This window comes from Streptomyces sp. NPDC005648 (assembly GCF_040605395.1).
Classification (GTDB): Bacteria; Actinomycetota; Actinomycetes; order Streptomycetales; family Streptomycetaceae; genus Streptomyces.
On the sequence record NZ_JBEXCS010000050.1, the window covers coordinates 40,588 to 62,836 of the forward strand.

General features: G+C 70.8%; 23 protein-coding genes. 16 read left to right on the plus strand and 7 right to left on the minus strand.

Annotation, left to right across the window (positions count from 1 at the left end; translation table 11 throughout):
- Window positions 1-11: 11 nt before the first annotated feature.
- Window positions 12-530, plus strand: coding sequence for a DUF4240 domain-containing protein (locus ABZT17_RS26415; protein WP_356352105.1), 519 nt, complete (start codon window positions 12-14; stop codon window positions 528-530).
- Between the two features lie 63 nt (window positions 531-593).
- Complete coding sequence (locus tag ABZT17_RS26420) at window positions 594-1,130, plus strand: carboxymuconolactone decarboxylase family protein (protein WP_356352076.1); 537 nt, start codon at window positions 594-596, stop codon at window positions 1,128-1,130.
- A gap of 4 nt (window positions 1,131-1,134) precedes the next feature.
- Here the strand turns inward: ABZT17_RS26420 and ABZT17_RS26425 are convergent, their stop codons facing one another.
- On the minus strand, window positions 1,135-1,359 hold the full coding sequence (locus tag ABZT17_RS26425) for a hypothetical protein (RefSeq protein ID WP_356352077.1): 225 nt from the start codon (window positions 1,357-1,359) through the stop codon (window positions 1,135-1,137).
- Between the two features lie 92 nt (window positions 1,360-1,451).
- On the opposite strand from ABZT17_RS26425, the gene ABZT17_RS26430 reads away from it, so the two are divergent.
- Window positions 1,452-2,579, plus strand: a complete 1,128-nt coding sequence (locus ABZT17_RS26430; RefSeq protein WP_356352078.1) for a peptidoglycan bridge formation glycyltransferase FemA/FemB family protein — start codon at window positions 1,452-1,454, stop codon at window positions 2,577-2,579.
- Window positions 2,580-2,614: 35 nt separating this feature from the next.
- Here ABZT17_RS26430 and ABZT17_RS26435 read toward each other — a convergent pair whose 3' ends face one another.
- Complete coding sequence (locus tag ABZT17_RS26435; RefSeq protein WP_356352106.1) at window positions 2,615-3,367, minus strand: peptidoglycan recognition protein; 753 nt, start codon at window positions 3,365-3,367, stop codon at window positions 2,615-2,617.
- A 646-nt stretch (window positions 3,368-4,013) separates the two neighbouring features.
- Here ABZT17_RS26435 and ABZT17_RS26440 point away from each other — a divergent pair.
- Both ABZT17_RS26440 and ABZT17_RS26445 read left to right on the plus strand, forming a co-directional pair.
- Window positions 4,014-5,198: a MarP family serine protease gene (locus ABZT17_RS26440; protein ID WP_356352079.1), complete on the plus strand. Its 1,185-nt coding sequence runs from the start codon at window positions 4,014-4,016 to the stop codon at window positions 5,196-5,198.
- 100 nt (window positions 5,199-5,298) lie between these two features.
- The gene (locus ABZT17_RS26445) at window positions 5,299-5,424 is read left to right on the plus strand and encodes a hypothetical protein (protein WP_356352080.1); all 126 of its coding nucleotides are present in this window, start codon (window positions 5,299-5,301) and stop codon (window positions 5,422-5,424) included.
- On the opposite strand, the gene ABZT17_RS26450 is transcribed toward ABZT17_RS26445, so the two are convergent.
- Complete coding sequence (locus ABZT17_RS26450) at window positions 5,405-5,893, minus strand: GNAT family N-acetyltransferase (protein WP_356352081.1); 489 nt, start codon at window positions 5,891-5,893, stop codon at window positions 5,405-5,407. The two genes, ABZT17_RS26445 and ABZT17_RS26450, sit on opposite strands and share 20 nt — an antisense overlap.
- A 38-nt stretch (window positions 5,894-5,931) precedes the next feature.
- Between ABZT17_RS26450 and ABZT17_RS26455 the strand changes: the two genes are divergently transcribed.
- A complete protein-coding gene (locus ABZT17_RS26455; RefSeq protein WP_356352082.1) occupies window positions 5,932-6,828 on the plus strand; it encodes a TIGR01777 family oxidoreductase in 897 nt (298 codons plus the stop codon).
- A gap of 149 nt (window positions 6,829-6,977) precedes the next feature.
- Window positions 6,978-8,843: an FAD-dependent oxidoreductase gene (locus ABZT17_RS26460; RefSeq protein ID WP_356352083.1), complete on the plus strand. Its 1,866-nt coding sequence runs from the start codon at window positions 6,978-6,980 to the stop codon at window positions 8,841-8,843.
- A 25-nt stretch (window positions 8,844-8,868) separates the two neighbouring features.
- Here the strand turns inward: ABZT17_RS26460 and ABZT17_RS26465 are convergent, their stop codons facing one another.
- Window positions 8,869-10,305 (minus strand): regulator, encoded by a 1,437-nt coding sequence (locus ABZT17_RS26465; protein WP_356352084.1) that lies wholly within the window; start codon window positions 10,303-10,305, stop codon window positions 8,869-8,871.
- Window positions 10,306-10,581: 276 nt separating this feature from the next.
- Here ABZT17_RS26465 and lipB point away from each other — a divergent pair, with 276 nt between their 5' ends.
- The 5 genes from lipB to ABZT17_RS26490 all read left to right on the plus strand — a co-directional run bounded on the left by lipB (window position 10,582) and on the right by ABZT17_RS26490 (window position 16,719).
- Complete coding sequence (gene lipB / locus ABZT17_RS26470; protein WP_356352085.1) at window positions 10,582-11,379, plus strand: lipoyl(octanoyl) transferase LipB; 798 nt, start codon at window positions 10,582-10,584, stop codon at window positions 11,377-11,379.
- Between the two features lie 106 nt (window positions 11,380-11,485).
- On the plus strand, window positions 11,486-12,442 hold the full coding sequence (lipA, locus tag ABZT17_RS26475; RefSeq protein WP_356352086.1) for a lipoyl synthase: 957 nt from the start codon (window positions 11,486-11,488) through the stop codon (window positions 12,440-12,442).
- Window positions 12,443-12,698: 256 nt separating this feature from the next.
- Entirely contained in the window at window positions 12,699-12,899 is a 201-nt protein-coding gene (locus ABZT17_RS26480) for a hypothetical protein (protein ID WP_356352087.1), read from the plus strand.
- 72 nt (window positions 12,900-12,971) lie between these two features.
- On the plus strand, window positions 12,972-13,670 hold the full coding sequence (locus ABZT17_RS26485) for a DUF4191 domain-containing protein (protein ID WP_356352088.1): 699 nt from the start codon (window positions 12,972-12,974) through the stop codon (window positions 13,668-13,670).
- A gap of 358 nt (window positions 13,671-14,028) precedes the next feature.
- Window positions 14,029-16,719: an RICIN domain-containing protein gene (locus tag ABZT17_RS26490; RefSeq protein WP_356352089.1), complete on the plus strand. Its 2,691-nt coding sequence runs from the start codon at window positions 14,029-14,031 to the stop codon at window positions 16,717-16,719.
- Window positions 16,720-16,808: 89 nt separating this feature from the next.
- Here ABZT17_RS26490 and ABZT17_RS26495 read toward each other — a convergent pair whose 3' ends face one another.
- Window positions 16,809-17,279, minus strand: a complete 471-nt coding sequence (locus ABZT17_RS26495) for an RDD family protein (protein WP_356352090.1) — start codon at window positions 17,277-17,279, stop codon at window positions 16,809-16,811.
- 200 nt (window positions 17,280-17,479) lie between these two features.
- Between ABZT17_RS26495 and glnA the strand changes: the two genes are divergently transcribed.
- The 4 genes from glnA to ABZT17_RS26515 all read left to right on the plus strand — a co-directional run bounded on the left by glnA (window position 17,480) and on the right by ABZT17_RS26515 (window position 20,946).
- A complete protein-coding gene (gene glnA, locus ABZT17_RS26500) occupies window positions 17,480-18,889 on the plus strand; it encodes a type I glutamate--ammonia ligase (protein ID WP_356352091.1) in 1,410 nt (469 codons plus the stop codon).
- 127 nt (window positions 18,890-19,016) lie between these two features.
- The gene (locus ABZT17_RS26505; protein ID WP_356352092.1) at window positions 19,017-19,277 is read left to right on the plus strand and encodes a hypothetical protein; all 261 of its coding nucleotides are present in this window, start codon (window positions 19,017-19,019) and stop codon (window positions 19,275-19,277) included.
- 151 nt (window positions 19,278-19,428) lie between these two features.
- The gene (gene htpX / locus ABZT17_RS26510; RefSeq protein ID WP_356352093.1) at window positions 19,429-20,343 is read left to right on the plus strand and encodes a zinc metalloprotease HtpX; all 915 of its coding nucleotides are present in this window, start codon (window positions 19,429-19,431) and stop codon (window positions 20,341-20,343) included.
- Between the two features lie 18 nt (window positions 20,344-20,361).
- On the plus strand, window positions 20,362-20,946 hold the full coding sequence (locus tag ABZT17_RS26515; protein ID WP_356352094.1) for a hypothetical protein: 585 nt from the start codon (window positions 20,362-20,364) through the stop codon (window positions 20,944-20,946).
- Here ABZT17_RS26515 and ABZT17_RS26520 read toward each other — a convergent pair whose 3' ends face one another.
- Together ABZT17_RS26520 and ABZT17_RS26525 are read right to left on the minus strand one after the other, a co-directional pair.
- Window positions 20,947-21,240, minus strand: a complete 294-nt coding sequence (locus ABZT17_RS26520; protein WP_356352095.1) for a hypothetical protein — start codon at window positions 21,238-21,240, stop codon at window positions 20,947-20,949.
- Between the two features lie 244 nt (window positions 21,241-21,484).
- The gene (locus tag ABZT17_RS26525; protein WP_356352096.1) at window positions 21,485-22,225 is read right to left on the minus strand and encodes a GAF and ANTAR domain-containing protein; all 741 of its coding nucleotides are present in this window, start codon (window positions 22,223-22,225) and stop codon (window positions 21,485-21,487) included.
- Window positions 22,226-22,249: the final 24 nt, after the last annotated feature.

A 22,249-nucleotide genomic window follows, 5' to 3' on the forward strand; every position in this document is an offset into this window, starting at 1 on the left:
CTGGACCCGTGATGGAAGAGTCGGAGTTCTGGGAGCTGGTGGACGCCGCCCGCGAGGCCGCCGAGGGCGACCCGGAGGAACAGGCGGACCTGCTGGTGGAGCGGCTCCTGGAGTTCGACCCGGAGACGGTCCTGGACTTCGCCCGGCACTTCGAGGCCCGCTACAACCGCGCCTACAGCTGGGACCTGTGGGGCGCCGCGTGGGTGCTGCTCGACGGCGCGAGCGACGACGCCTTCGACTTCTTCCGCTGCTGGCTGATCGGACAGGGACGCGAGGTCTACGAGGGCGCCGTGCACCATCCCGACTCGCTGGCCGACCTCCTGGACGACTTCGACGAGGAGCTCGACGGCGACGGCGAGGAGCTCGGGTACGCGGCCGACGAGGCGTACGAGCAGCTCACCGGTACCGTGGCACCCGACCTGGGCATCGCGCCGGCGCCCGCCGAGCCGGAGGGCGCACCGCTCGACCTGGAGAACGAGCGGGTGCTGGCGGAGCGGTACCCGAAACTGTGGGAGCGGTTCAGGGGCTGACGTCCGCCGGGGCCGTGTCCGACTGCGACTCGGGATCCGTACGGCAACTCGACAAGGGGGATCATGGCCCGCATTCCGTACCCGGAGCAGCATGCCGCCGGTGTCGCGAAGCTTCCCGTGCCGCTCAACGCGTTCCGGATGCTCTCCCATGCCCCGCCCCTGACGGACACGGCGATCGACCTGGGCCTCGCAGTCCTCACCGAGTCGACCCTGTCCGTCCGGCTGCGCGAGCTGGTGATCATGGCGGTGGCCGTCGGCACCGGGTGCGAGTACGAGGCGGTGCAGCACCGGCCGATCGCGCTCAACGCCGGTAACACACCCGGGCAGTTGGCGGCGGTCGCCGAACGGCGTCCGGACGGGCCGGAGTTCGACGAGTCGGAGTCGGCGGCGGTGGCCGCGGCCTTCGAGCTGGTGGACCGGCACACCCTGTCGGAGAGCGTGCTGGCGGCGATGCGGGCCCGCTTCACCGACCGGCAGGTCGTCGAGATCGTCACCACGGTCGGCTACTACGTCATGCTGGCCGGTCTCATGAACGGGCTCGGGGTGGACGTCGATCCCTCCGGCGAGCGGTTCCTGGGACTGACCGGCGACCCGCGGTGACGGCTCAGGCCGTGCGCCGGCGGGTGATGTCCGAGGGGATGTAGGCCTGCGGCTGCTCGGCCTTCACCGCGTGGTGCAGGGGGGCCGCGTTGGCCTGGTCGAGCGCGGAGGCGGTGACGGCGGCCGGGCCGAGGACGACGGCGGCGGCCGCGCAGAGCGCCGCCCAGGGCCCGAACACGGTCCGGGTGCGGCTGTCGGTCTTGTGTGCGGCGCTGCTGTGACTGTTCACTTCTTCCCCACCTTCAGTCAGTGCGTGTGCATGACGATAGGAGCGGCGTCTCGGGAAGCTCCATGAGGCGGCTGAGAGAAACCTGTGAGGCCATGACCAGCCCGTACGTGAGGGAGATAACGCGCGAGGAGCACCTCGCGCAGCTGCGTCTGCACCCCGACACCAGTCATCTGCAGATCCCCGAGTGGGGCGATGTGAAGCCCGGCTGGACGGCGGAGAGCATCGGCTGGTTCGAGGGGAAGCTGCTGGTCGCGGTGGCGCTCGTGCTGTACCGGCCGCTGCCCGGGACCCGGCGCGCGCTCGCCTACCTCCCCGACGGGCCCGGCATCGACTGGTGGAACCCTCGCCTGGAGCACTGGCTGGATCCGCTCGTCGCCCATGTCGAGGAGCGCGGGGCGTTCGCGGTGCGGATCGGCCCGCCGGTCGTCGTACGGCACTGGGACGCGGCCACCGTCACGGCGGGGATCGCCGACCCCGGCGTACGGCATCTGCGCGATCTTCCGGCGGCCGGCATCGACGGCTTCGCGCTGGACGCCGCCGAGCGGCTGACGCGGCTCGGGTGGCGGCGGTGCGCGGAGGACGAGGACAGCGGGTTCGGTCTCGGCCAGCCGCGCTACGGGTGGCACGTCCCGTTGGCGGACCGGTCGGTGGACGAGTTGCGCGCGGGGCTCGCCCCGCACTGGGAGCAGTCGCTCGGCCGGGCGGAGCGGGCGGGCGTCCGGGTCACCTGGGGCTCGGCCGCCGACCTCCCCGACTTCCACCGCCTGTATGTCACGACCGCCGCCCACGACGGCTTCAGGGCCCGCCCGCTGGAGTACTTCCAGCGCATGTGGAAGGCACTCAACGCCGAGGACGACGACCGGCTGCGGCTCTATCTCGCCGAGTACGACGGCTTCGTGCTCTCCGCGGCCCTCATGATCAACGTCGGTTCCCGGGCCTGGCACTCCTACCCCGCGTCCGGCCGCCAGGGCCGTGAACTGCGGCCCTCCAGCGCCCTGTTGTGGCGAATGCTGTGCGACGCCCGGGCGGCGGGCGCCGAGACGTACGACCTGCGCTCCATCACCCCCGCTCTCACCGAGGACCGTCTGCTGGGCCGGCTGCGCTTCAAGACGGGCGTGGGCGGACAGGCGGTGGAGTACCTCGGCGAGTGGGAACGGCCGGTGGGGAGCCGGGGGAAGGTGCTGCAGCGGGCGGTGGGGATGTATCTCGGGCGCCGCTGAGGACGACGCCCGCCGGCCCGGCCACTCCCCTCCGGCTACGGCGTCCTGCCCTGCAGCCGTGCCGCGAGCTCCCTGATCTGCGGGAGGCGGGCGGTGAGGGCGGCGCCGGGACAGTTCGTCATGTAGCCGTCCTTGTGACCCGCGAGGGCGGGGAGCAGCGCGGTGGTGCCGGCCCGGTAGCGGCTGAGGCTGTTGCTGGAGGTGAGGCGCGCCTTCGAGCGCGGATCGACGTCGGCCAGGCCCAGCTTCCAGGCGGCGAGTGCGGCGATCGCGTCGGTCATCGCCTGCGGGACGGGGACGCCGGCCGTGAAGGTGCCGAGGGCGGCGATACCGGCGGTGCGGTGGTTGAAGCCCTGGGTGTGGGCGCCGGTGACGGGGCGGTCGACGCCGCCCGCGCGGCCCTCGTAGATGGTGCCGCAGCGGTCGACGAGGAAGTTGTAACCGATGTCGTCCCAGTTCCGGGCGCCGGTCTGGCCGGCGTAGAGATAGCGGATGATGCGGGGCGCGTCGGCGCAGTCGTAGCCGTTGGGCGAGTCGGTGTGATGGACGAAGACGGCGACGACCTTGTCGTCGTAGCGCGGGGGCGGCTGGGCGTGCCGGGCGAGGTCGTCCAGCCAGGCCGACCGGGGCACGATCCGGGGCTTCGGCGCGGAGTGCGTGGCGGCGACGGACCGCGCACCGACGGCCGGCCGCCGGCTCGGCCGGGCCCCGCTGGTGTGCTCCACCCCATCCACACAGAGCACGAGCCCGACGACGGCAGCGAGCCCGGGAAGACACGCGGCCAACACCCGCCCGGGCCGGACCAGCACCCGGCGCACCCCGGCCCGCCGGGCCGACGACACGGACCCGCGAACGGGAGGGTCGGGCTCACGAAGGGGCACCTCGGGGCCGGAGACCGGCACGCCAGGCCCGGAGACCGGCACGCCAGGCCCGGGGACCGGCACATCAGGCCCGGAGACCGGCACGTCAGGTTCGGGGACCGGCATGCCGGGGCCGCCCCTCGGCACCTCTGGTGCGTGAACCGGCGCCTCGGCCCTGGGAGCCGACATCTCCACCCCAGGGGTCGACACCTCCACCCCAGAGGTCGACACCTCCACCCCAGGGGTCGACACCTCGGACCCGCTCACCGGCGCCGTGGTGGTCGCAGGCTCCGGTTCGTGGGGCGGTGTCAGGGGGGTCTGCAGCCTTGCCCTGGGCCGGCGTCGTATGCGTACCGGCCACCGCGATCTTCGGACACGCATACGCCCACTCTCGGCCGGATCCGGTCCGCCCGCGATGTGTGCTGTGCCACCCGGTGGAACCATCGTCCTGGTCCGCGACGTTTTTCCGAGTGATCGGGAGGACGGGCCCGCTCACGCTCCACCGAGGCGTGCCCGTGCTGATCACCGGGCCCGTCCCGCGCGTACTAAGGGGTCTGAAGAGAAAGGCGGCTCTGTGGACCTGCTCGACATCCTGCTGATGCTGGTGGTACTGGCCTACGCGGCATCCGGCTACCGGCGCGGACTGGTCGCCGGCTGTGTCTCGCTCGCCGGTTTCGTGGGCGGCGCGGTCGTCGGCGTATGGGTGCTGCCCTGGATGATGGACCTGGTGACGGCGGGAACCACCCGGGCGACGGTCACCGCGGTGCTGACGGTGCTGGTCCCGGCGGTCGTGGGGCACGAGCTGGCGGGCCGGCTGGCCCTCAAGCTGCGCAGGGAGATAGAGAGAGGCCCGCTCAGGCTGGCCGACGGCGTCGGCGGGGCCGCCGCCAACTCGGTGGCGGTGCTGATCGTCGCGTGGGTCGCCGCGAGCGTGCTCGGCGCCTCCTCGTCACCGCTGGTCACGACCGCGATCCGGGACTCCACCCTGCTCGGCGCGGTGCAGAACCTGATGCCGGAGACGACCCCGACCTGGTTCTCCCGGGCCACCTCCGCCCTCACCCAGGCCGGCTTCCCGCAGGTCTTCAACCCGTTCGAGAACGAGTCGACGGCCCGCGTCGCCAAGCCCACCGGCGACAGTGTCACCGCGCGGGCCACCGACGCGGCCAAGCTGAGCACCGTGAAGATCGAGGGCGCCTCCGGCAACCAGGGCCGCGAGGGCAGCGGGTTCGTGTATGCGCCCGAGCATGTGATGACCAACGCGCACGTGGTGGCCGGCATCGACGACCCGAGCGTCCGGATCGGCGGGGTCGGGGATTCGTACGACGCGCGGGTGGTGTTCTTCGACCCGAACAAGGACGTCGCCGTGCTGTACGTGCCCGGGCTGAAGGCGCCGGTCCTGACGTTCGACGACACCGCCGAGCGCGGCGACTCGGCCGTGGTCGCCGGCTATCCGCAGGACGGCGACCTCAATCTGCAGGCGGCGACCGTCGCCAACCGGGTCCGTGCCACCGGCCAGAACATCTACAGCGACGCCACGGTGACCCGCGAGATCTACTCGATCCGCTCCACCGTCCGCCCCGGCAACTCCGGCGGCCCGCTGCTGACCACCACCGGCCGGGTCTACGGCGTCGTCTTCGCCCGCTCGACCTCCGACGACGAGACCGGCTACGTCCTGACGGCCGCCGAGGTCTCCTCCGACGCCCGGCGCGCCGCGAACGCCACGGCGGCGGTGAGCACCGGCGACCTCGTCACGTCGTAGAGCGCCGGCAAGCCCGCCGGCCGGGGACTGACCGGCCGTCTGCGCCCTCGTACGGCCCAATGCGGCTCACCCGGCCCCGCGCGGGCGTACCTCTGGAGGTATGACCGACGCTCTGCCCGTCCTGTTCGCCGTGGCCGCCGCGCTCGCGGGGGTGCCGCTCTGGCTCGTCGTACGACGGCGTCGTGCGGCGGCCGACGCCGAGCGGGTCAGAGACTGCGCCCCATGAAGACATCGTCCACGTAGGCGCCGTCGAGGAGGAACTCCTCGGGCAGCACGCCCTCCACCACGAAGCCCTCGGACTCGTAGAGCTTGCGGGCCGGGGTGTTGTGGCCGAGGACGCGCAGGGTCAGCCGGCGGGCACCCTGGCGGCGGGCCTCGTCGCCCACGGCCCGCAGCAGCGCGCGGCCGACACCCAGACCGCGCGCCCGCTCCGCGACGGCCAGGCCCTGGATCTGGCGGACATGGCGGTTGGCGGCGAGCGGCGTGGGGAAGCCGAGCCGGATGTAGCCGACGAGCGCGCCGTCGAGTTCGGCGACCAGATGGTCGCGGGGGCCGAACCGGTCGTCGAAGAAGGGTTCGTAGGGTGGCTGGGGCCGAGGGGCCACGGCGTGCAGCGTGGACCAGGTGGCACGGTCGAGGAGGCCCAGCGCGTCCTCGTCGTCGAGGGTGGCGTGGCGTATGTGCAGAGCCGGCATGACCGCCACCTTATGAGTCCGCCGAGCACAATGGCCTCATGGTTTCTTCCCGAGTCGCGGTGGCCGGCGCGTCCGGTCTCATCGGGGGCGCCCTGGTGCGCTCCCTGGTCGCCGACGGGCACGAGGTGGTGCGGCTGGTGCGCCGGGAGCCCCGGGGCGCCGACGAGGTCCGCTGGGATCCGGAGGCCGGACGGGTGGACACGGCGGGTCTCGCCGGGTGCGACGCCGTGGTGAACCTCGCGGGCGCGGGGGTGGGCGACCGGCGCTGGACGGAGGCGTACAAGACGCGCATCCGGCGCAGCCGGGTGCTCGGCACCCAGGCGCTCGCGAAGGCGGTCGCCACGCTGGACGAGCAGCCGCGGGTGTTCGTGAACGGGAGCGCGATCGGCTTCTACGGCGAGACCGGCGACCGGACCGTGGACGAGAGCGCGCCGCACGGGTCCGGCTTTCTGCCCGAGCTGTGCGTGGAGTGGGAGGGGGCCGCGGGGCCCGCGCGGGAGGCCGGGGTGCGGACGGTGTTCACCCGGACGGGGCTGGTGGTGTCCCGGCACGGCGGGGCCTGGGGCCGGCTCTTCCCGCTCTTCAAGGCGGGCCTGGGCGGCCGGATGGGGGACGGGCGGCAGTACTGGTCGTACGTCTCGCTCCATGACGAGGTGGCGGCGATCCGGCATCTGATCGACGCGGAGGGCCTGTCCGGGCCGTTCAACCTCACCGCGCCCACCCCTGTGACGAACCGTGAGATCACCGCGGCCATGGGCCGGGTACTGCGCCGGCCGACGCCGTTCACCGTGCCGGCGTCGGTGCTGCGGACCGCGCTCGGGGAGATGGCCGGGGATGTGCTGGGCAGCGCGCGGGTGGTACCCCGGCGGCTGCTGGAGTCGGGGTTCACGTTCGCGTTCCCGGACATCGAGGGAGCGATCAGGGCGGCGCTGTGAGCGTATGCGACCGCCGTGCGACCGTGCCCTGTGCATGCGCGACTGCCTCTGACCGTTCACGGGCCTAACCTCGACGCGAACTCGGGTATCCCCGGAGGCAGTTGGGGGCATGACGTCCCCACCGGCCGCGCAACCTCGAGGAGGGGCACGTGCTTGAGCCCACGTACCAGGCGGACGTCGTGATCGTGGGAGCCGGGGTCGCCGGGCTCTCCGCGGCACATCGGCTGACCAGCGCAGGAGTGAGGACCGCGGTCCTGGAGGCCGCCCCTTGGGTCGGTGGCCGTATGTCGACCGAGAAGATCGACGGCTTCCGGCTCGACCGCATCGGACAACTGCTGTCCATGGCCTACCCCGAACTGCGACACACCCCCGGCCTCGACACCCTTGTGCTACGGCCGTTCGCCCCGGGCGTCCTGCTCCACAGCGACGGACGACATCACCGGGCGGGGGCCCTCGCGGGTGCGGGGGGCGCACGGGGCGCACTGCACGCGGTCCGTGCTCTGGCGAGCGCCCCTCGCGCTACGGGGGCGCCGTCAGCCACCCGGCCTCGCGGCACCGATCCCGCCTCCCAGACCGAGCCGCAGAACCGGGCGACCAGGCGCCGCCTCGCCTCCGTGCAGAGGCGAACGAACGCCCCCGGAAGCGAAACGCGGGCCGGCACGCGGTGGCCGAGGGTTGGGGGCGAGGCGACGCCGACGAGCGGCTCGAAGGGGCACGGCGGCGCGGAATCCCCAGCGGGCACCGCGAACGGGCCCGCCGGCGCGGGGCCTTCAGCGGAGGGGGCAAACGCCCGCGGGAACACCGTGCCGGCCGACAGCGCCAACGGCCGGAGCGCGGGCGCGACGAACGGCGACGCCAAACGCTATGAGCGCGAAGCCCCGGCACCCGCCGACGCAAAGGGCCGCAGCGGCGCGGGGCCCGCGAACAGCGGCGGGGTGGAGGGGCGTGGGGGTGTCGCCTGGCCCGGGGGTGTGTCCAAGGGGCTTGTGGGGGTGCCTCGGTTTGTTTCCGGGCCGTGGGGGACGGGGGGTGTGGCGGCCGCTCCTCGGGGGCGGGCCATGGCCCCGCTGGGCAGCGCGGTCGATCAGGCGCGGCTCGGCGCGGCGTTGGCCCGGCTCGCCTCGATGCCGGTGGGACGGCTGCTGTCCCGGCCGGAGCTGCCCGCCGGGCAGGCCCTCGCCGCACGCGGCATCCCCGCACGCGCCGTCGACGGCTTCCTGCGCCCCCTGCTCGCCGCCCTCCTCTGCGACCCGGAGCTGACCACGTCCAGCCGGTGCGCGGACCTCGCGCTGCGGGCCTTCGCCGGCGGCCGCCTGTGTCTGCCGGAAGGCGGCGCCGAGACACTGCCGGAGCTGCTGGCACGCACCCTGCCGCCGGGCACCGTGCACACCGGCGTGCGGGTCACCTCGGTCTCCACCAACTCGGTGACGACCGCGGAGCACGGCGAGATCCCCTGCCGCGCGGTCCTGGTGGCGACCGACGCCCGCGCCGCCGCCGAACTCCTGCCGGGCCTGCGCGTACCGGAGTTCCACCAGCTCACGGTCGTCCACCACACGACGGACGAGCCCCCGGCGACCGGAGCCTGTCTCCTCCTGGACTCGGACCGCGGGGGCCCGGTGGCCCACACGGCGGTGCTCAGCGAGGTGGACCCGACCCGCGCCCCCGAGGGCCGCGCCCTCGTCTCGTCCACGGTCCTGGGCCCTCCCCCACCCGACCTCGACACCGCCGTACGCACCCATCTGTCGCGGCTCTACGGCACCTCGACCCACCGCTGGGAGACCCTCGCCGTCCATCACACCCCCGAAGCGGTCCCCGCCATGCGCCCGCCTCACGACCTGCGCCGCCCCGTACGCCTCCTGGCAGGCCTCTACGTCTGCGGCGACCACCGGGACACCAGCACGGTCCAGGGGGCCCTGCACTCGGCCCGCAGGGCGGCGGAGGCCATCCTCACGGATCTGGGATCGACGTCCTCCCTGCACAGGGCCGACCCCTTACCCACGACAAAGGCCGCCTAGGCCACGCACAGGGCTCCGGCCTCGCTCAGCCCAGCGCCGCGACCTTGTCCCGGTACCCCCGCACCGGCGCCGAGTCCTTGTACGGCTCCAACCGGCGCTCGAAGTCCTTCACGTACTCCACCGCCCGTACCGACCGCATCTCCGCCGCGGCCCCCGCCGCCTCCGCCCCCAGCTGACAGGCCTGGTCCAGCTCACCGAGGCCCAGCCGGGCGGAGGCGAGCACCACACGGCAGAACAGCCGGCTGCGCGCGTACGACGGCGCCCGCAGCTGCAGGGAACGCTCAGCGTGCTGCGCCGCCGCCCGGAACTGCTGCAGATCCCGGTGCGCGTGCCCGAACTCGTCCGCCAGCTGCGCCTCGTCGAAGAACCGCGCCCAGTGCGGCACTTCGTCCCCCGAGCGGGCCGCCTCGAGCGCCCGCTCGGCCCGCACCAGCGACCCCGTACAGCTGCGCACCTCCCCCAGCACCCCGTGCCCCCGCGCCTCGGCGGCGTGCAGCAGCGCCTGCACCACGGGCGGCGCGTTCGTCCCGACCCCCTGCTGGGCCACCCGCGCCAGCTGCACGGCCTCCCGGCCGTGCCCGAGATAGACGGCCTGCCGGCTCATGGTGACCAGCACGTACGCGCCGTACGCCCGGTCCCCCGCCGCCTGTGACAGCCGCAGCGACTGCACGAAGTACCGCTGCGCCAGCCCGTGCGCCGCGATGTCGTACGACGTCCAGCCCGCGAGCCGGGTCAGGTCCGCCGCCGCCGCGAACAGCTTGCGACCCGTCTGCTCGCCGTAGGTGCCCCGCAGCATCGGCTCGCACTCGTGCTCCAGATACCGCACCAGCGCCTGCCGGGCATGCCCGCCGCCGTACATGTTGTCGAGGGTGCGGAAGAGCTCCCCGACCGAGCGGAGCGCGGCGATGTCGCCGCCGGTGACCTTCTGGCCGGGCCCGCGCTCCCCCGTGCCGCGCTGCCGCGGGACGACCGGGCGGCCCTGGACCGGGACCTTGACCGGCTGTTCGCCACGGGCCACCTTGTCGTCGGCGCGGCCGATCAGCCAGTCCCGGCTCGGCACCACCAGGCCCGCCGGGGTGAACGCGATCTTGCGGAGCTCGGCGTGCGAGCCCGAGTCCTTGCGCCACAGCCCGCCGACGATGTCGACCGCCTCCTCGGGTGTCGCGGCGAACTCCAGCCCGGCGTAGACGGGGGCGCAGGCGTCGAGCCCCAGGTCCTGGGCGGTGAGCCGGCGTCCGAGGCGCCGGGTGAAGACCTCGGCGATGAGGGCGGGGGTGGTGCCGCGGGGCTGCTGGCCTCTCAGCCACCGGGTCACGGACGTCTTGTCGTATCTGAGATCAAGCCCGTGTTCGAGACCGAGTTGGTCCACGCGACGGGCGAGCCCCGCGTTGGAGAACCCCGCTTCTGCGATGAGCGCGGCGAGCTGTCGGTTGGGAGTGCGCTGCGCGGGTCGTTCCGTCATCTGCGGTGCGGTCTCCTGCCTTTCGGGCCGTCCCGGTGCCATGCCGGCGACCGGGTGCCCGGATTGCCTGTGAGCAGCCCTTATGGCCTCTGTGAACGGCGCGAATGTAGCGGAGAGTGAGCAGCCGGTCGCACACTTCGACGCTCGTTCATCCGATCGTGTGAGGATTGGCCCCTGAGCTGACGCGAGACGGTCGGTCGTACAGTGGCGTAGGCATGTTTCGTGCCTTACGCATGACCCGTACGTTTCTCGTGTCCTACCAGGGAGGCGCTTGCCGTGAGTGAGCTGCGGTTCGTCCGCATGGGGTTCGGCACCGACGCCGTGGACTACCAGGCGGCCTGGGACGAGCAGCGCCGCGTGCACGCGGCGCGCTTCACCGACGAGGTCCCCGACACGGTGCTGCTCCTGGAGCACCCGCCGGTGTACACGGCCGGCCGCCGCACCGCGGACAACGAACGCCCCCTCGACGGCACCCCCGTCATCGACGTGGACCGCGGCGGCAAGATCACCTGGCACGGACCGGGCCAGCTGGTCGGCTACCCGATCCAGAAGCTGCCGCGCCCGGTGGACGTGGTCGCGCACCTGCGCCGGCTCGAGGAGGCCATGATCCACGTCTGCGCGGAGTTCGGCGTCGAGACCAGCCGGGTGGAGGGCCGGGCCGGCGTCTGGGTCCTCGGCGACCCCGTGGAGCAGCGCCCGGCCATCGGCGGGCTCTCCCTCGACTTCGACCCCCGGCTCACCGACGAGGAGTTCGACCCCCGTCTCAACGGCCCCGAGTACGCCCCCTCCAACGCCGGCCAGCGCCGCGAGGACCGCAAGATCTGCGCCATGGGCATCCGGGTCGCCAAGGGCGTCACCATGCACGGCTTCGCCCTGAACGTGAACCCGGACACCTCGAACTTCGACAAGATCATCCCCTGCGGGATCCGCGACGCCGGGGTCACCTCCCTCGCGCACGAACTGGGCCGCGAGCTGGCCATCGCCGACGTCCTGCCGGTCGTCGAGCGGCACTTGGCGGACGTACTGGCGAACGCGGAGCTGAAGCCGCGGGCCGTCGAGAAGACCTCCGTCTGACCCGGGAATGCGCCTTCGCCGACCGGGGTTGCCCCACGCGGAAGGCCATATACATCACGGGCGTACCCTGGTGTACGCCGACGAATCGAAGCTACAGGGAGCCGCTGTGTCCGCAGTCACCCCCGACGGACGCAAGATGCTGCGCCTGGAGGTCCGCAACAGCCAGACCCCCATCGAGCGCAAGCCCGAGTGGATCAAGACGCGGGCGAAAATGGGTCCCGAGTACACCAAGATGCAGAACCTCGTGAAGAGCGAGGGGCTGCACACCGTATGCCAGGAAGCCGGCTGCCCCAACATCTACGAGTGCTGGGAGGACCGCGAGGCGACCTTCCTCATCGGCGGCGACCAGTGCACCCGGCGCTGCGACTTCTGCCAGATCGACACCGGCAAGCCCGAGGCCCTCGACCGTGACGAGCCGCGCCGCGTGGGCGAGTCCGTGGTCACCATGGACCTGAACTACGCCACCATCACCGGCGTCGCCCGCGACGACCTGGCCGACGGCGGCGCCTGGCTGTACGCGGAGACGGTCCGTCAGATCCACGCCCAGACGGCCGGCCGCGAGGGCGGCCACACCAAGGTCGAGCTGCTGGCCCCCGACTTCAACGCGGTCCCCGAGCAGCTGGCGGAGGTCTTCTCCTCCCGGCCCGAGGTCTTCGCGCACAACGTCGAGACGGTCCCCCGGATCTTCAAGCGCATCCGCCCCGGCTTCCGCTACGACCGCTCGCTGAAGGTCATCACGGCCGCCCGCGACCACGGCCTGGTCACCAAGTCGAACCTCATCCTCGGCATGGGCGAGACCCGCGAGGAGGTCAGCGACGCACTGCGGCAGCTGCACGAGGCCGGCTGCGAACTGGTCACCATCACCCAGTACCTGCGGCCGTCCGTGCGCCACCACCCCGTGGAGCGCTGGGTAAAGCCGCACGAGTTCGTGGAGCTGAAGGAGGAGGCCGAGCAGATCGGCTTCTCCGGCGTGATGTCCGGCCCGCTGGTCCGCTCCTCCTACCGGGCCGGCCGGCTCTACCAGATGGCGGTGGAGCTGCGTCAATCCACCCAGGCGGTCTGATGGCACGGAGTGCCACTCCAAACGTGTGAATCTGGGCACAAGCAACTACCGCCCGGTAGTGGCCGATTGGCGCGGTCCTGGACGTCCTCGCAGATGGGGGCGGCATCAGGGCCGCGTCAGCGTTTTGACCCCCCGTATCAAGGTTTCATTGGTGTTTGACCGGTCGGTCACGCCCTGGTAACACCAATCAGTGACCCTGGCTGTACACCCCGTGCACCACTCACCAGAGCCGACCTTCCCGAGGGGGACCTCCATCATGCAGGCCGCGCCCGTTCGCGCCACCGCCATCCCGTCCTTCACCGATGCACTCCGTGCCGTCGAATCGCTGCTCCTGAGCAGCGGTCAGCGCACCGCTCGTCGCAACGCCTGGACCTCCGTCCTGGAGGACCGCCGCCGGGCCAAGGACCGGGTGGAGGCGCAGCGCGTCCTCGACCAGGTCACCGTCATCCACCCCTGACCGTCCCCGACCGTCCCCTTCTTCCGGGCACTGCCGTCGTCGGCGCTTCCGGGGCCACGTAGACTTCGTGCCATGGCGAGGAAGGACACAGCAGCGGACGCCGCTGCGAACCCCGGGCGACTGAAGCAGATCGCCCTGACGTACAAGATGACCCGCAAGGCCGACAAGAAGATCGGTCTTGTACTCGCGGCTGTCGGCATCGGCATCTTCGGTGTTTTCCTCGCGATCGGCTTCTTGATCGGTCACCCCATCTATCTCGGGATCCTGGGCCTGCTGCTCGCCTTCCTCGGGACGGCGATCATCTTCGGGCGCCGGGCCGAGCGGGCGGCCTTCGGGCAGATGGAGGGCCAGCCGGGCGCCGCAGCGGCCGTGCTGGACAACATCGGCCGGGGCTGGACCACCACTCCGGCGGTGGCGATGAACCGCAGCCAGGACGTGGTGCACCGGGCCGTCGGCAAGGCCGGCATCGTCCTGGTCGCCGAGGGCAACCCGAACCGGGTGAAGAGCCTGCTGGCCGCCGAGAAGAAGAAGATGAACCGCATCGTCGCGGACGTACCGGTGCACGACATCATCGTCGGCACGGGCGAGGGACAGACCGAGCTCAAGAAGGTCCGTACGGCGATGCTCAAGCTTCCGCGGGTGCTGACCGGCCCCCAGGTGACGGCCACCAACGACCGGCTGCGCGCGATGGGCGACCTGATGAGCAACATGCCACTGCCCAAGGGCCCGATTCCCGGGCGTGGCCTTCCGGGCCGCCCGAAGAGCCGCTAGTCGCAGCGAGGATCACCCCAAGCCTCACCTTCCCGCCCACTTTCCCGGGCGGGAAGGTGAGGCTTTCTTCGTTGGGCGACAGACCACGGGCGTCGGATCCGCGATAAGTACTACTCATCGGCAGAGGTTGGTTCGCCAAGCTTGGCGGACAGCGCGCCCCCTCGATGGTCGACGATCACGGAGGAAAACCGCTCCAGCTGCGATGATGCGGATCCGCATGACGAGGTCTGGCCCTTCCTTGTGTCGCCTGTGTTGCGCCTGAGAAAAATAAGTATGCCTATCACCTTGACGCGCACACCCTCCTGGACCAATAAATACCACTCATAAGAACCGGGGGTATGGAGGAGGAACACCACACATGAGACCCCTACGCATGGGAGCGGGGGCGGTGAAGGCGCTCGCGACCGCGGCCGTCGTCTTCGCAGCCGTACTAACTGCCCAACCTGCCTACGCGGCGACGACGAACTTCTACGTCGACCCGGTCAACGGCAGCGACAGCAACTCCGGAACCAGCACTGCCGCAGCGTTCAGGACCGTGCAGGCCGCCCAGGCCGCGGTCCGGGCCGTCAACGCGAACATGTCCGACGACATCGTCGTGAACCTGCGCGGCGGCACCTACTCCCTCACGGCACCCATCACCTTCGGCACCAGCGACTCGGGCACGAACGGCCACACGGTCGTCTACCAGGCCTACAACGGGGAGACGCCCGTCATCACCGGTGGCAAGGCGATCACCGGATGGACCGCGGCGACCAACGGCGAGTACAAGGCGTCCGTGGGCAGCCTCAACTTCAGGCAGCTCTACGTCAACGGGGTCCGCGCCACCCGGGCCCGCTTCCCCGACGTCGGCACGGACTTCCAGCTCCAGGGCAGCGACAAGCCCAACAAGCTGCTGAAGGTGCTCAGCTCGCAGATCTCCAACTGGGGCAACCTCAACCAGGTCGAGATGATGCTGGAGACGCAGTGGGGCGAGAGCTACCTGCGGCTGAAGTCGTTCACCTCCGCGGGCGGCATCGCCAACGTGTCGATCCAGGACCACGAGGCGGGCATCCTCTTCCCGCGTCCCTGGCCCCAGCTCTCCGACGGCTCCCCCCTGCACTTCGAGAACGCCCACGAGTTCCTCAACGAACCGGGCGAGTTCTACGTCGACACGGCCGCGCAGACCGTCTACTACAAGCCCCGCCCCGGCGAGGACATGTCCACGGCGTCCGTGCAGGCGCCCACGATCAAGACGCTCTTCGACATCAAGGGCACCAGCCTCGACAGTCCCGTCCATGACCTGCGCTTCTCGGGGATCACCTTCACCGGGACCACCTGGATGGAAGCGACCGACAACGGCTACCTCAACGGCCAGGGCGGCAACTACAACATCTCCGCCGACACCTCCAACCACCAGTACGTGGGCCGCCCGCCGGCCGGGGTCCAGGCGGCGGACGCCGACCGTGTCTCCTTTACCGGGAACTCCTTCACGCAGATGGGGGCCACGGCCCTCGACCTGTCCCACGGTGTGCACGACAGCACCGTGACCGGGAACCTCGTCTACGACATCGCCGGCAACGGGATCATGGTCGGCAAGTTCTCCGACCCGACCGTGGAGATGCACACCGTCTACAACCCGCCCAGCTCACCGGCGGGTGAGGACGCCCGGGAGGTGGTCAAGAACGTCACGGTGAAGGACAACCTGATCACCCAGATCGGCGAGGACTACCCCGGAACCGCTGGCATCGACGCGGGCTTCGTCAACAGCACCACCATCGACCACAACGACATCTCCGACGCTCCGTGGGCCGGGATCTCGCTGGGCTGGGGCTGGCAGTCGGCGGCCAACGCCGAAGGCAACAACAGCATCAGCTACAACCGGATCGGCAACGTGATGAACCGGCTGTGCGACTCGGCCGCCATCTACCACCTGTCCAACGACCCGGGCACGGTCATCAACGGCAACTACATCCACGACGTGCTGCGGACGCCGACCGCCTGCGGCAATGCCGTGGCCGGCCTCTACACGGACGAGGGGTCGAACAACATGACCCTCTCGAACAACGTGATGTCGCAGACGGACGGTCTCGTCAACCAGAACGCCAACGGCTCCAACGTCACCCTCACCAACAACACGACGTCCGGCGACACGGTCATCAAGGCCTCCGGTCTCGAGTCCGCCTACCAGGGGCTGGCGGCGAAGCTCAACCTCGCCTACAACAAGCCGGCGTCCGCGTCGTCGGTCTACGCTTCGAACACCCCGCCCTCCAACGCCGTCGACAACAACGGTACGACCGGCTGGTCGCCGACCGGCAGCGACACCTCGGCCTGGTGGCAGGTCGACCTGGGGCAGGCCTACCAGCTCGGACAGTTCTCCCTGACCACCCGCCAGGACCTGGACCAGTCCTCGACCCGGGGCAACTTCGAGGTCCGGGCGTCCAACGACCCGTCCTTCGCCACGTACACCGTCGTGGGACGCCAGACCAGCACCCTGCCGCTCGCGGCCACCCTCAGCGGTGACATCAACGTCCGCCAGGCCTTCCGCTACGTCCGCGTCGCCAAGACCGACGGGGCCTACTTCTACATCACGGACTTCTCCGTGCAGCGGACGGGCGGGGCGCTGGAGGACCAGACCGGCACGCCGAACACCAACCCGTCGACCTACTACTCGATCAAGAACGTCAACAGCGGCCTGGTGATGGACGTCAACGGCGCCTCCACCGCCGACGGCGCGAGCGTCATCCAGTGGCCGAACTCGGGCAACGCCAACCAGCAGTGGACCATCGTTCCGGTCAGCGGGCAGCTCGACAAGATCGTGAACAGGAACAGCGGCAAGGTCCTCGACTTCGGCTGGGCCAGCCACTGGAGGGGCACCGCGCTGCAGCAGAGCACCTACAACGGCAGCAACAACCAGCTGTGGTACTTCGAGCAGACCACCGGTGGATACCTGATCCGCAACTTCGAGAGCAAGCAGATCCTGGAGGTGAGCAACAGCTCGACCGCGAACGGGGCCACCATCGCCCAGTACATGCCCTTGAACCAGCCCAACCAGGCTTGGACGATCCAGTGACAGCCTGACCGACCAAGGTCCCCGGACGGTGGACCGGCGAAGGGGCGCTCGCAGATGCCGCGGGCGCCCCTTCGGGTGTGCGGGGAGGGTCAGATGCGGACCTCGACCGTGCGGGCCAGTCGGTCGTGCAGGCCCCGGCCGTCGCGGTCCCAGACCAGGGCGGGGATGGCGACGCACAGGAGGGCGGTGCGGACGAGGGCGCGCAGCGGGCTGGGGCGGCCCGTGTCGAGGGCGACCACGCGCAGGCCGAGCAGGCGCTTGCCCGGAGTGAAGCCGATGGTGCCGACGGTGAGGACGCCGAGCACGAAGAAGACCAGCAGGGCCCAGTTCCCGGTGGTCTGAGGACGGTAGCCGTGCGTGATGAGACCGTATGCGATCAAGAGGCACAGGCCCCAGTCGACCGCCAGGGCGGCGAGCCTGCGGCCGGGGCGGGCGATCGAGCCCGGCCCCTGCTCGGGCAGACCCAGCTGCTCTCCGCGGTATCCGAAGTCGACACCGGCTTCCTCGGCGGCCGCGCGGGGGCCGGAGAGCCACGATCCAACTGCTTCCCTCTTGTCCACGCGTCCACGGTACTGCCCGCGTTTCGGGATACGGACAGGTGGGGTCAACCGGGCAGGGTCCGGTTAACTTGTGCGAAACAAATGGGTCACGCCCGAGAAATCACCCGTCCCTAGTGTCGAGGTCAGCGTGTGCCACCGCACTGGCCGCACGAACGAACTACCACCCCGGCACGGGAACGGCCGGGAGTAGGAGGAGCTGGATGTTCCAGAACGCCGACGAGGCCAAGAAGTTCATCGCGGACGAGGACGTCAAGTTCGTCGACGTCCGCTTCTGCGACCTGCCGGGCGTCATGCAGCACTTCACGGTGCCCGTCGAGTCGTTCGACCCGGACGAGGAGCTCGCGTTCGACGGTTCGTCGATCCGTGGTTTCCAGGCCATCCACGAGTCCGACATGGCGCTGCGCGCGGACCTGTCGACCGCCCGGGTCGACGCCTTCCGCCGTGACAAGACGCTCAACATCAACTTCTTCATCCACGACCCGATCACGGGCGAGCAGTACTCCCGTGACCCGCGCAACGTGGCGAAGAAGGCCGAGGCGTACCTCGCGTCGACCGGTATCGCGGACACCGCGTACTTCGGTCCCGAGGCCGAGTTCTACGTCTTCGACTCCGTCCGCTTCGCCACCTCGGCGAACGAGAGCTTCTACCACATCGACTCCGAGGCCGGCGCCTGGAACACCGGCGCCCTCGAGGACAACCGTGGTTACAAGGTCCGCTACAAGGGCGGTTACTTCCCGGTCCCGCCGGTCGACCACTTCGCCGACCTGCGTGCCGAGATCTCCCTGGAGCTGGGCAAGGCCGGTCTTCAGGTCGAGCGCCAGCACCACGAGGTCGGCACCGCCGGCCAGGCCGAGATCAACTACAAGTTCAACACGCTGCTCGCCGCGGCCGACGACCTCCAGCTCTTCAAGTACATCGTGAAGAACGTGGCCTGGCGCAACGGCAAGACCGCGACCTTCATGCCGAAGCCGATCTTCGGCGACAACGGCTCGGGCATGCACGTGCACCAGTCCCTGTGGCAGGGCGGCTCCCCGCTCTTCTACGACGAGGCCGGTTACGCGGGCCTGTCGGACACCGCCCGCTACTACATCGGCGGCATCCTCAAGCACGCTCCGTCGCTGCTCGCGTTCACCAACCCGACGGTGAACTCGTACCACCGTCTGGTGCCGGGCTTCGAGGCGCCGATCAACCTGGTGTACTCGCAGCGCAACCGCTCCGCTGCCATGCGTATCCCGATCACGGGCTCCAACCCGAAGGCCAAGCGCGTCGAGTTCCGCGCGCCCGACTCCTCCGGCAACCCGTACCTGGCCTTCTCGGCGCTGCTGCTCGCGGGCCTGGACGGCATCAAGAACAAGATCGAGCCGGCCGAGCCGATCGACAAGGACCTCTACGAGCTGGCTCCCGAGGAGCACGCCAACGTGGCGCAGGTCCCGACCTCGCTCCCGGCCGTCCTCGACTCGCTCGAGCGCGACCACGAGTTCCTGCTCGCCGGTGACGTCTTCACGGCCGACCTGATCGAGACCTGGATCGACTTCAAGCGCGCGAACGAGATCGCCCCGCTGCAGCTGCGTCCGCACCCGCACGAGTTCGAGCTGTACTTCGACGTGTGATCGACCCGTAGCTCACGGTCCGTCCTGCGGCGCCCCCGTTCCGGTTTCTCCGGGCGGGGGCGCCGTCGTATGGTTTCTGGCACTGCTGTTCGACAAGGGCCGGATGGCCGACCGGGGGGACACGGGGATGCCCGAACAGGACGACGACGAGCGGGAATTCGACATCCGGTGGGCCGACCGGGCCGAGCACAAGGAGCCCTCGGCCAGGGCCCGGATGCTGGCGGCCCGCTGGAAGGAGAACCCGCCCGAGCCACAGCCCTTCCGCCCCGACCCCCGGCGGGTCGGCCCGCGCCCGCGATCGCCGTGGCGCTCGACGGCGCTCGTGCTGGGCTGCGTCGCCGCGGTGATCCTGGTGTTGGGGTACGCGCGGTTCCAGGCGCCGTTCTAGCGCGGGCGGTGGGCTCGCCCGGGTCACGGCGTTGGTCACGGCGTTCGACCGGGACCTTTTGCAGCTCCTAGGGCCGATCGGAACCACTTCATGGCATTGGCCGGGTGCACACTGGCAGTGGGACGAGTGCCTGACTGCGGGGTGATGGCAGATGCAGAGCCGCTTCCGGAGCGACCGGCGGTTGACCGTGCGGATGACGGTCACCATGTTCCTGCTCGGATTGTTGTACGTGGCCTTCGTCGCCGCGCTGATCGTGCTGCTGAAGTCGTGGCTGCTGGTCGTCGTGCTGATGGCCGCGATGTTCGTGGCGCAGTTCTGGTTCTCCGACCGGATCGCGATGTTCGCCATGCGCGGGCGGGTCGTGGAGCGCGAGGAGTATCCCGAGCTGCACGCGGTGGTGGACCGGCTGTGCGCGATCGCGGACATGCCGAAGCCGGTGGTCGCCGTGTCCGACATGGACATGCCGAATGCCTTTGCGACCGGGCGGAATCCCGATCACGCGGTGGTCTGTGTGACCACCGGCCTGCTGCGCCGGCTGGAGCCGGCCGAGCTGGAGGGCGTGCTCGCGCACGAGCTGTCGCATGTGGCGCACAAGGACGTCGCCGTGATCACGATCGCCTCCTTCCTCGGGGTGATCGCGGGACTGATCGTGCGGTTCGCCTTCTACAGCCAGCTGTTCGGCGGTGGACGGCGCGACCAGAACACCGCGGCGGTCTTCGCCGTCGTGATGGGTGTCTCGGCGGCCGTGTACGCGCTCAGCTTCCTGCTGATCAGGGCGCTGTCCCGGTACCGGGAGCTGGCCGCGGACCGGGCGGCCGCGCTGCTCACCGGACGGCCCTCGGCGCTGGCGTCCGCGCTGACCAAGGTCTCCGGCGACATCGCCCGGATCCCCACCAAGGACCTGCGCACCGCCCAGGCCTTCAACGCCTTCTACTTCACGCCGGCGGCGGGCAAGGAGCCCGGCATCGAGCGGTTCTTCTCCACGCATCCGAGCCTGGAACAGCGACTGGACCAACTGGGGCGGATCTCCGCCGAGTTGGGTGAGGCTGCCACCCCCGAGAAGTGATCCGGAAAGGGATGATGCATGGGGCTCCTGGACATTCTGCTCGGCCGTACCAAGCCGGCTCTGCCCGATCTCGACCAGCTCTTCGGGCTGCCTTCGGCGGCCGTGACCCTCGAGGCCGCGGCCGGTTTCACACCGACCGGCAGTGGCGCGGTGTGCTTCGCCACGGTCGAGGGCGCGGCCTTCGAGCAGACGCACCGGGAGGTCCAGGCCCTGCTGGACGCGGACGCCGACCGGGACGGGCCGCCGGTGCAGCTGCGCCAGGACGAGTTCGGTTACTCCTGGCTGGTCTCGGAGCGTTCCCCCGAACAGCTGTCGGAGCTGGTCAACGATCTGCACGCGGTGAACAGTTCGATGGAGGTCAACGGCTTCGGGCCGCAACTCCTGTGCTCCCTGGCCTCGTTCGTGGGCGAGGGCGGCAGGCGGCTGGCGCTGGTGTACCTCTACAAACGCGGCACGTTCTATCCGTTCGCGCCGCTGCCCGATGGCGGGCAGCGGCGCGACAACGCGCTGGAGCTGCAGATCAAGGCGGCGCTCGGCGGTGACCTGAAGATGGAGCAGGATCTCAGCCGCTGGTTCCCGGTATGGGGCGCCCCCGGCCTGTAGCTAACCCTTCTCGCGCTGCTGGCGGCGGGACTCCAGGGGGCGCTCGCGCTGGTAGCGGCGCTCCCACTTGGCCTGCTGGTCACGGCGTTTGCGGTAGGCCTGGTAGGTGGCCGGCGCGGAACCCGACGAGCTGCCCCCCGGCGACGAGGACGACGACGAGGACGACGCCGACGACGAGTCGCGGCCGTACTGCAGGTAGAGGAAGAGCACGCCGGCCGCGGCCAGCCACCAGACGTGGTTTCCGAATCCCAGGAAAACCAGGACGACGGTCCCGGCGATCAAGATGGTGCCCATGACGGGCCTCCGTGAGCGTGGGTGTGTGTACAAGCGGTGATGATCGGTCCCCCCGACGGGGCGCTGGGGGAGGGCGTCCTTCCGTCGGTGCGTAGAGAGTAGCCCCGAGTCCGCGGGGTGATGCCTGTTCTGCCGAAAGCGGTGGTGGGCGGCTCCGCAACGTGTGTCCAGAGTACGGACGCGATCACACGGCGTGCATCTCCTTTTCGGCGCCGAGAAGCGGCCGCCCGGAAGACGGACGCGGCTACGGCCGCCGGTTCGGGGTGAGTTGCAGGTGGCGTTCCACCACGTCGCGGGCCACGTCGGTCAGTCGGCGGCGGTGGGAGCGGGCGTGGGAGCGGAGCAGCTCGAAGGCCTCACCGACCGAGATGGAGAGTCCGGCGGCGAGGGTGCCCTTGGCCTGTTCGATGACGATACGGCTGGTCAGGGCCCGGCCCAGCTGGTCGGCGAGGGCGCGGGACTCGGCCAGCCGACGCTCCCGGTCCAGGACGCAGCCGGCCACGTCGGTGAGCGACTGGCCGAGGTCGAGGAGGTCGGGGCGCAGCGGCGCGCTGCCGGGGCCCAGCAGGATCAGGGCGCCCAGGGTGTGGGCCCCGACCCGCAGGGGTAGGCCGGCGGCGCGGCCGTAGCCCAGTTCGAGGGCCCGTCCGGCGAACCGCGGCCAGTCGCGGCGGGCGGGCTCGCGGGTGAGGTCGGTGTCCGGGACCGGGCGGCCGGTGCGGCGGGCCTGCGGGCCGGGTCCCTCGTCGCGGTCGAAGGCGTCCCGGGCGAGGCGGACCAGGGCCGGGTCGGTGCCGGTCACCCGGGGGGAGGCGTGGTCGTCGGGGACGTAGACGACGGTCGCGGCGCAGCCGCCGAGCACCTCGGTGCCGTGGGCGGCGAGGGCGGTGAGGAGGCCGGTGGGGTCGGACGGCTCGTCCGTCCGGCTCGCCGCGAGGTCGACGAACACATCCGCCAGCCGTTGCTGTGACACCGGCTCGCTCATGTCTCTCTCCTCCGCCTGTCACCG